9 protein-coding genes and 1 other RNA gene are annotated in these 8864 nt (G+C 47.6%); 6 read left to right on the top strand and 4 right to left on the bottom strand.

What is annotated here, in order from left to right:
• Position 1 precedes the first annotated feature (1 nt).
• Together ssrA and smpB are read right to left on the bottom strand one after the other, a co-directional pair.
• Positions 2 to 396, bottom strand: a transfer-messenger RNA (tmRNA) gene (gene ssrA / locus AACP44_RS07300).
• Positions 397 to 534: 138 nt separating this feature from the next.
• Entirely contained in the window at positions 535 to 1011 is a 477-nt protein-coding gene (smpB, locus tag AACP44_RS07295) for an SsrA-binding protein SmpB (RefSeq protein WP_339339822.1), read from the bottom strand.
• Between the two features lie 84 nt (positions 1012 to 1095).
• Between smpB and AACP44_RS07290 the strand changes: the two genes are divergently transcribed.
• From AACP44_RS07290 to AACP44_RS07280, 3 genes are read left to right on the top strand one after another with little or no spacing between them, the layout of a single operon-like run.
• Positions 1096 to 2478 (top strand): sodium-dependent transporter, encoded by a 1383-nt coding sequence (locus AACP44_RS07290; protein ID WP_339339821.1) that lies wholly within the window; start codon positions 1096 to 1098, stop codon positions 2476 to 2478.
• Positions 2479 to 2491: 13 nt separating this feature from the next.
• Entirely contained in the window at positions 2492 to 2941 is a 450-nt protein-coding gene (locus AACP44_RS07285) for a type II toxin-antitoxin system RatA family toxin (protein ID WP_339339819.1), read from the top strand.
• A gap of 16 nt (positions 2942 to 2957) precedes the next feature.
• On the top strand, positions 2958 to 3287 hold the full coding sequence (locus AACP44_RS07280) for an RnfH family protein (protein ID WP_339339818.1): 330 nt from the start codon (positions 2958 to 2960) through the stop codon (positions 3285 to 3287).
• On the opposite strand, the gene AACP44_RS07275 is transcribed toward AACP44_RS07280, so the two are convergent.
• Positions 3284 to 3685, bottom strand: a complete 402-nt coding sequence (locus AACP44_RS07275; protein WP_339339817.1) for an outer membrane protein assembly factor BamE — start codon at positions 3683 to 3685, stop codon at positions 3284 to 3286. The genes AACP44_RS07280 and AACP44_RS07275 overlap by 4 nt on opposite strands.
• A 72-nt stretch (positions 3686 to 3757) precedes the next feature.
• On the opposite strand from AACP44_RS07275, the gene fur reads away from it, so the two are divergent.
• On the top strand, positions 3758 to 4171 hold the full coding sequence (gene fur / locus AACP44_RS07270; protein ID WP_339339816.1) for a ferric iron uptake transcriptional regulator: 414 nt from the start codon (positions 3758 to 3760) through the stop codon (positions 4169 to 4171).
• Positions 4172 to 4222: 51 nt separating this feature from the next.
• Here the strand turns inward: fur and recN are convergent, their stop codons facing one another.
• The gene (gene recN, locus AACP44_RS07265) at positions 4223 to 5884 is read right to left on the bottom strand and encodes a DNA repair protein RecN (RefSeq protein ID WP_339339815.1); all 1662 of its coding nucleotides are present in this window, start codon (positions 5882 to 5884) and stop codon (positions 4223 to 4225) included.
• Between the two features lie 314 nt (positions 5885 to 6198).
• Between recN and grpE the strand changes: the two genes are divergently transcribed.
• Positions 6199 to 6801, top strand: a complete 603-nt coding sequence (gene grpE / locus AACP44_RS07260) for a nucleotide exchange factor GrpE (protein WP_339339814.1) — start codon at positions 6199 to 6201, stop codon at positions 6799 to 6801.
• 174 nt (positions 6802 to 6975) lie between these two features.
• The coding region (dnaK, locus tag AACP44_RS07255; RefSeq protein ID WP_339339813.1) for a molecular chaperone DnaK at positions 6976 to 8864 on the top strand (1889 nt) is incomplete at its 3' end.

The following is an 8864-nucleotide window of genomic DNA, read 5'->3' as shown; positions in this document are numbered from 1 at the left end:
TTGGTGGAGCCGGCGGGAATTGAACCCGCGTCCGTCAGTCCGCTGCTTAGCGCTCTACATGCTTAGATTCCGTCAATTAATTTAGCCGCATACAGCCCGACGGGCAGGACGTAGTTGGCGATCCTGATTAATATTTAGCTAATCCACCTCAGGCGCGGTTTCATGGCGATCCAGTTCTGAGTGACGGACAGTAGCGCGGTACTGGCACCTTGCTAAAGGCCGCTAGCGGACGCATCCACTAGAAGGTACAACAAAAAGCTACTTACGCAGCTAGTTGAGCACCGTAGTTGTCATCGTTGGCAACTAATAGTTTGCAGCTTTGGATTTACGTGATTGGCTACCATCACGGCATGCACACATAAGTTTTGTAACCGGCGTCGAATCCAAATCGGCCCCGAAACTTGTGAACTCGGCCATTGTACACGGGCTTATACGGCTTAGGTAGCGGCTAGGGGGTAATTTGCTGGGAAAAAACAGGTAATAGTACTGGGTTTGCAAGCTCAAAGATGGGCGCTGTTTTGGCTGAATTTTGCTTTAGCTGGTATGGCGCATAATTCGTTGTTTCTGTTTATCCCAATCCTTGTTTTTTTCTGCCTGACGCTTGTCGTGCTGCTGTTTACCTTTGGCAATACAAATTTCAGCTTTGACCAGATGACCTTTCCAATACAGCGCGGTACAAACACAGGTGCGACCGTCTTGCTGGGTTGCTGCTAGCAGTCTGGCCAGTTCTCTTTTGTTAAGGAGTAACTTGCGGGTGCGGGTAGGGTCGGTGACATAGTGGGTAGAGACGGTTTTTAAGGGGTTGATATGTGCACCCAGTAAGAAGGCTTCACCGTCTTTCATTAAGACATAGGTATCAGTAATCTGTATTTCACCCATACGCAGGCTTTTGACTTCCCAACCCTGCAATTGAACACCCGCCTCAAATTTTTGTTCAAGGTGATAGTCATGTCGCGCTTTTTTGTTCTGCGCGATAGTATTGCTGGATTGTTTTGGTTTCTTTTTGCCCATAGCGGCGCATTATAGCGGTTGTCGCTGGTAAAGCGGAATGGTCTGGGTTAAAAAGAGCCTTATATCGAATAATAAACGAGTAATATGAATAATCATTATCAATCCAGAGATCCAGGCTGGCGTCGCAGTTGGTCGTTTATTGCTGCGACTACCGGCGCGACTATCGGTTTGGGTAATCTATGGAAGTTTTCTTATCTGGCCGGTGAAAACGGTGGCGCGGCGTTTGTGCTGGTTTATTTAATCTGCATTGTTGCGGTCGCTATGCCGGTCATGATTGCTGAGGTGATTTTGGGTAGTCGTGGTCGGTCGAATCCGGTTGATACCATGCGCCATGTAAGCCTTGAAGCAAAAGCCTCTTCGCTCTGGCAAATTATTGGCTGGCTGGGGTGTTTGGCAGGTTTACTGGTTTTGTCGTATTACAGCGTGATAGCCGGTTGGAGTTTTGCCTATGCCGGTAAGTTGCTGGATGGTGAGTTTGTTGCCACCAGTGCGCTGTTGTCGGGAGATATTTTTAACGACTTATTGGCCGCTCCAAAGCTCATGATGCAGTGGCAAGCCTTTTTTCTGTTATGTCTATTTTTTATTGTGGCTTTAGGCGTCCGCAAGGGTATTGCGCTAGCCACTCGGTCATTAATGCCACTATTGTTTATTCTGTTGATTGCCTTGGCGATATACAGCAGTCAGGTAGGTGATTTTAAAGCTGCAGTCGATTTTCTGTTCCAGCCGGATTTTTCGGCATTAACGCAGCAGGCCTTACTCGATGCGTTAGGCCATGCTTTTTTTACCCTAAGTATTGGGGTTGGGGCAATGTTGGCTTACGGCGCTTATGTGCCTGATCAACGATCAATTACCGGTATGGTGTCTACGGTGGTATTGATGGATACGGTGGTATCGATTCTGGCCGGCTTGGCGATTTTTCCCTTGGTATTTAGCTTGAATATTGCACCGACCATGGGGCCGGGCTTAATGTTTGTGGCCGTGCCTTACGGTTTTGGCAATATGATTTACGGCAATTATTTCGGCGCGCTGTTTTTTGTGGTGGTTTTTATGGCAGCGATCACTTCCGGGGTAGCATTACTTGAACCGGCAACATCATGGTTGTCGCAGCGGTGTCGCTGGTGGCGACCAGCTGCCGCCATAGTGACGGTGTTAGTGGTTTGGTTGCTGGGTTTGGCGACAATTTTTTCATTTAATATCTGGCAACATATCGATATCTTTGGGATGTCGCTGTTTGGCTTGCTGGATTTTGTCAGCGCTAATTTATTACTGCCGATCGGTGGTTTGTTGATCGCGGTTTTTGTGGGCTGGATAATGCGTAAAGAAGTGCTGCGGGATCAGTTGGATATTGAAAGCTGGCAAATATTTTCGCTTTGGCACTGGCTTTTGCGGTATATTGCAGCGCCCGGTGTGTTAGTGGTGTTTTTATGGTCACTCTATCCGTGGTTAACAACCCTGATCATTAAATAATGATAACCAAGTTATGACAGAAATTAATCGCAGTGCCTTATTGTCTTATTCGGCGGACAGTATCTATACCTTGATCAATGATGTGGAGAGCTATCCGCAATATATGGATGGCTGTGTCGGTACAGAAATATTGGCGCAGGGCGAAGACGAGCAGGGTGAATTTATGCAGGCGCGGTTGGATTTAACCAGCACTGGCGGGGTCCATAGGTTGACAACCCACAACCGATTACAGCGGCCAACTAAGGTCGAAATGACCTTGATTGACGGCCCCTTTGATGAGTTTAGTGGAATATGGACACTGGAGCCTTTGAGTGATTCAGCCTGCAAAGTCTCGCTGGTACTAAGATTTACCATGACCAATAAATTATTAGGTTTAGCGGCTAAACAAATGTTTAATCCGGTAGCTGATGATTTGGTGGGCTCACTGGTAAAAAGGGCGAATCAATTGTACCAGAGCGAATAAAGCGAGTCTGGCCCGTATGACTAACCACGAAATGATTAAGGTTGAGGTATGCTACGCCTTGCCCGATAAGCAACAAATTTTGATTATTGAGGTGGCGCAAGGGACAACCGTTTACGCTGCTGCTGAGCAGTCCGGCATAACCGGTTCTTTTCCGGATTTGGATTTATCGACCGCAAAAATGGGTATTTTTGGAAAAGCGGTGCCCAAACCACAACAGACCGTTGTTAACGAGGGTGATCGCGTAGAGATTTATCGACCTTTGATTGCCGATCCTAAAGAGGTTCGTAAGGTAAGAGCCGCCAAGGTAAAAGCGGAAAAGGCAGCGACTAAAGCGTCACCAGTTTAGCTGTCTTTGTTGGTTTGATGAGTGTCGGCAGCGGCATCTGTCTCGGCAGCTTGTTCAGATGCTGTACTGGGGATAAAGTCACCGGTAAAATAGTCCAGATTATCGTCCTTAAAGAACACGGTCACACGGTACTCTTTGTTTAGCTCGCTGTCCTGTTGAATGTTATAGACATAGTCCCAGCGCTCGGGATTAAAAGCGTCCTTGAGTAGTGGACTGCCCATAATATACTCCACCTGATCTTTGGACATACCAGGCTTCAGCTGGTCAACCATCTCCTGAGTAATTACATTGCCCTGCTCAACGGTAATTTTATAAACCCCTGGGAACTGCAGGGTATTACAGCCGCCAAGTAGGCTGTTGATGGCAATTAGGATAACAATGGCAATATATTTTGGCATTTGACTTTCACTCTGTGACGGTGATGTGGATAATACCCCAAACTATCCTGTAACGCTAAGGCGACCCTGAATATGACTATGGAAAATCAAGAGCTACGTAAAGCCGGCTTAAAAGTGACTTTGCCTCGGGTAAAGATTTTGCAGTTGATGGAGCAAGCTGAAAAAGATAGCCATCATTTAAGTGCTGAGGATGTCTATAAGTCTCTGTTAGAAGCCGGTGAAGATGTGGGTTTGGCAACGGTCTACCGAGTATTAACCCAGTTTGAAACCGCTGGCCTAGTAGTACGGCACAATTTTGAAGGTGGTCATTCTGTGTTTGAAATGGCCAAGGGCGATCACCACGACCATATGGTATGCCTGGAAACCAATCAGGTGATTGAGTTTTTTGATGAAGTGATTGAGCAACGTCAGCATGAGTTGGCTGAAGAGCATGGTTTTGAAATTGTGGATCATAGCTTGGTGCTTTACGTAAAACCCAAGAAGTAACTGTTCCACCTTATACCGTCTTCGCCGTACCCACTGAAATAACTGGCAGTACTAGTGAGACAGCATCTCTTTGGCATGCGCCAGCGATTGGTCTGTAATCGCAATGCCTCCCAGCATTCTGGCAATCTCTGCAATCTTTTGTTTATCGCTAAGCTGTTCCAATTGCGTGCTGACGCTTTTCTTGCTGGCAGTTTTGCTGACATAAAGGTGCTGATGCCCCTTGGAAGCCACTTGGGCCTGATGGGTAACACAAAGCACCTGCCCACGCTCGCCTAGTTGCTGTAATAAATTGCCCACCACTTCAGCCACAGCCCCGCCAATGCCAACATCTACTTCATCAAAGACCAGCGTGGGGGTAGCACTGGTTTGCGCGGTAATCACCTGAATCGCTAGGCTGATTCTGGAAAGTTCGCCGCCGGAGGCAATTTTGGATAACGCCTGAGGCTCTTGCCCCGGGTTAGTGCTAACCAAAAAGGCAATTTCTTCATGACCATGGGGGTGGGGAGTGTTATCGGCTCGTGGTGTTAGGGCAATACTAAAACGGCAGTTGGCCATAGCCAGTTGCTTCAGCTGAGCTTCTACCTGTTTTTGTAATTGATTGGTGGCCGTTTTACGTTTTTTAGTGATTTTGCTGGCTAGCTGTTGGTGTTGCTGTTCAGTTTCTGCCAGCTGTTGTTGCAATTGCTCAATTTCTTCATCACTGCCAGCTATGCTGGTCAGTTCTTGCAGTAGTTCCTGATGCAGTTCGGGCAACTGTGCCGGCTGAATATGGTGTTTACGGGCAATGTCGTAAATCGAGCTAAGCCGGTTTTCTACGGTGTGCAATCGCTCGGGGTCTAGCTCAAAACTGTCGAGGTGATGCTGTAATTCGCTATTGGCTTCTTCTGCTTGAATGAGTGCGCTACTGAGCAATTGGCTGGCTTCATCCAACGATGGGCTTTTAACCGGTATTTCACTGAGCGAGCGCAAGGCCTGATTTAAAATGCTCACTACATTCAGTTCGCCCTCACTGCAAAGAGCGATGGTCTGCTGGCAGGCCTGCTGAATTTGCTCACCACTGGCGAGTTGCTGCTGCTCTTGTTCAAGGGTTTCCAATTCATCATCAAGCAGCGCCAGTTTGTCCAATTCATCGACCTGATAAGCCAGTAACTGGGCGCGGGCACTTTGCTCGCTGCGATGACTTTCCAGCTTGGCAAGACGTTGTTGTGCCTGTTGAAACTGTTTGGCGATTATTTTTAAGTGGGCAGTATCGTCACCCAATCCGGCAAAGTTATCTAACAAACGGCGCTGTTGATCTTTTTTGAGCAGTGATTGGTGAGCGTGCTGACTGTGAATATCAATCAACATTTCGCCGAGGGATTTTAAGTCTTGCAAAGTGGCGGGGCGGCCATTGATATAACCGCGAGAACGACCCTCTTTGGTGATAACCCGGCGTAACAGGCAGTCGTTGCCATCCAGTAAATCATGCTCTTGCAGCCAGTGTTTGGCGTCTTCAATATTGGAAATATCAAAGCAGGCGTTAATATCGGCTCGTTCAGTACCGCTGCGTACGACACCGGCATCGGTTCTATCACCTAGCGCTAGTCCCAATGCGTCCATCATGATCGATTTGCCGGCCCCGGTTTCGCCGGTAATCACGGTCATGCCGCGGTTAAACTCCATTTCAAGTTCGCTGGCAATGGCAACATTATTAACGCTCAGGTGGACCAACATGGCAGTTTTCCATAGTCTGTTTATTTATACAGTATTATGGTTGTATATACAGTGTTTTGTCCAGTTTTTTGTGCGCTTGATCTCGCCCTGCCAGGCAGTTGGATGCCACGATTGACCAGTGCTAGGGCAGCGTAGGCTGCAATGCGCAGATTTCGCCTGGTTACCTTTATTGTTTGTTAATTTAAGTCATTGAATAACAAGCAGAATACTTTTCCACTCCAAGGTCTTTATTGGCCCCCTTGAATTGCCTGCAGCCGACCCCCATATAGCAAGTCATTGATGATATTGGCCAGATAGAAAAACCGGAGAAAGCAGTGTCCAACGAAGAAACCACTAACCCTGATATTGAAAATGTTGAGCAGCCTACGGAGCAGCCTGTTGAACAAGAGCAGGCCGCAGCGTCGGAACAGGCGGTTGATGAGGAGCCTAGCCCTGAAGCTCAGATAGAGGCTTTGCAGGAACAGCTAGCCAAAACCAAAGATGATGCGTTGAGAACGCTGGCTGACGCGCAGAATATTAAGCGTCGAGCTGAAGCTGAGATCGACAAGGCCCGTAAGTTTGCGCTGGAAAAATTTGCTGGTGAATTATTGGCGGTGGCCGACAATCTAGAGCGTGCTTTGGAGGCCGCTGATACCGATAGCGAGATGGTTAAGCCATTGGCGGAAGGGGTACAGCTAACTCAAAAAACACTGATCGATACTCTGGCCAAATTTAATGTCGTCCAGCTAGATCCGGTAGGTGAGCCCTTTGACCCGCAGTTTCATCAGGCGATGTCGATGGTAGAAAACCCCGATGTAGAACCTAACACAGTCACTCTAGTGATGCAGAAAGGCTATACCCTCAATGAGCGCCTGCTGCGCCCAGCTATGGTGATGGTCTCTAAGGCGGCTGCCGGTTCCATCGATGAAAACGCCTAATAGGGTTTAATTTTGGTAAACACGGTGTCTTTGACAAATTCTTTGACAAATATAGTGTCTTTGACCAACACAGTCTCGATGCGGACTTGAAAAAATCAAATTCGCACCAATATACCAATTCAAGTGAAATAAAGTCCTGGCCACAGCTGCCAGTTGAAAATTGGAGAAAGAACAATGGGTAAAATCATCGGTATCGATTTAGGCACCACAAATTCCTGTGTTGCTGTACTAGACGGCGACACCAGTAAAATCATTGAGAATGCTGAAGGTGATCGCACCACGCCTTCTATTATCGGCTACACCGATGATAATGAAATTCTGGTGGGCCAGAGCGCCAAGCGTCAGGCCGTTACTAACCCAACTAACACTTTATTTGCAGTTAAGCGTTTAATCGGTCGTAAATTTAAAGATGATGTTGTGCAAAAAGATATTGCCATGGTGCCCTATACAATTTCTGCTGCCGACAATGGTGATGCCTGGGTTGAAGCCAATGGTGAGAAAATGGCACCGCCGCAGGTGTCGGCTGAAATCCTGATGAAAATGAAAAAGACCGCCGAAGAATATCTGGGCGAGCCAGTCACAGAAGCGGTTGTTACTGTTCCCGCTTATTTTAATGATTCACAGCGTCAGGCAACCAAAGATGCCGGTAAAATTGCCGGTCTTGAAGTTAAGCGTATTATCAATGAGCCAACCGCTGCGGCACTGGCCTACGGTATGGACAAAGCCAAAGGCGATCACACGATTGCAGTATACGATTTAGGCGGTGGTACTTTTGATATCTCGGTGATTGAAATTGCCGAAGTCGATGGCGAGCATCAGTTTGAAGTACTGTCTACCAACGGTGATACCTTTTTAGGTGGTGAAGATTTCGATATGCGTTTGATCGAGTATTTGGCAGACGAATTTCAGAAAGAAAACAATATGGATCTTAGAGGTGATCCGCTGGCGATGCAGCGTCTGAAAGAAGCGGCAGAAAAAGCCAAAATTGAATTGTCTTCTTCACAGCAAACAGAAGTTAATCTTCCATATATCACCGCTGATGCCTCAGGTCCCAAGCATCTAGTAGTGAAAATGACGCGTGCCAAATTGGAATCTTTGGTTGAAGATTTAGTGGCTAAGTCGTTAGAGCCATTAAAGCTGGCGCTTAAAGATGCGGATCTTACTACCAGCGACATCGACGATGTTATTTTGGTGGGTGGTCAAACGCGTATGCCGTTAGTGCAAGCTAAAGTGGCGGAGTTTTTTGGTAAGGAGCCACGTAAAGATGTTAACCCTGATGAGGCCGTTGCCATGGGCGCAGCGATTCAAGGTGGTGTACTAAGTGGCGATGTAACCGACGTTTTATTATTGGATGTCACACCGCTAACACTGGGTATCGAAACCATGGGTGGCGTTGCTACACCTTTGATCGAGAAAAACACCACGATTCCTACCAAGAAATCGCAGATTTTCTCAACCGCTGAAGACAACCAGTCCGCTGTAACGATTCATGTGGTACAAGGTGAGCGTAAGCAAGCCTCAGGTAATAAATCACTGGGCCGCTTTGACTTGGCTGATATCCCGCCGGCACCACGCGGTATGCCACAAATCGAAGTGACCTTTGATCTGGATGCCAACGGTATCTTGCATGTAGGCGCAAAGGATAAGGCGACAGGCAAAGAGCAGTCTATCCGCATTACCGCGTCTTCTGGTTTGTCCGATGATGAAATCGAGCAAATGGTACAAGATGCTGAAGCTAACGCTGAAGCTGACAAGCAGTTTGAAGAATTAGTGACTGCGCGTAATACCTTGGAAGGCTTGATTAACGCCACTAAGAAAACCTTAGAGGAAGCGGGCGATAAAGCGTCTGAAGAAGAAAAAGCGGCTATTGAAGCGGCTGTTAAAGAAGCCGAAGAAGTTGTTAGTGGCGATGACAAAGCGGCGATGGAAGCGGCAACGCAAAAGCTGACTGAAGCTTCAGGCCCTCTGGCTCAGAAAATGTATGAAGAGCAAGCGGCTCAGGCCCAGGCCGAAGCTGGTGCAGAGGCCGGTGCTCAAGCCCAGCAAGGCGATGGCGCTGCAGG

The organism is uncultured Oceanicoccus sp., from assembly GCF_963968385.1.
In the GTDB taxonomy this organism is placed as follows: Bacteria; Pseudomonadota; Gammaproteobacteria; order Pseudomonadales; family Dasaniaceae; genus Oceanicoccus.
This window is presented reverse-complemented; position numbering and strand designations above follow the sequence as displayed.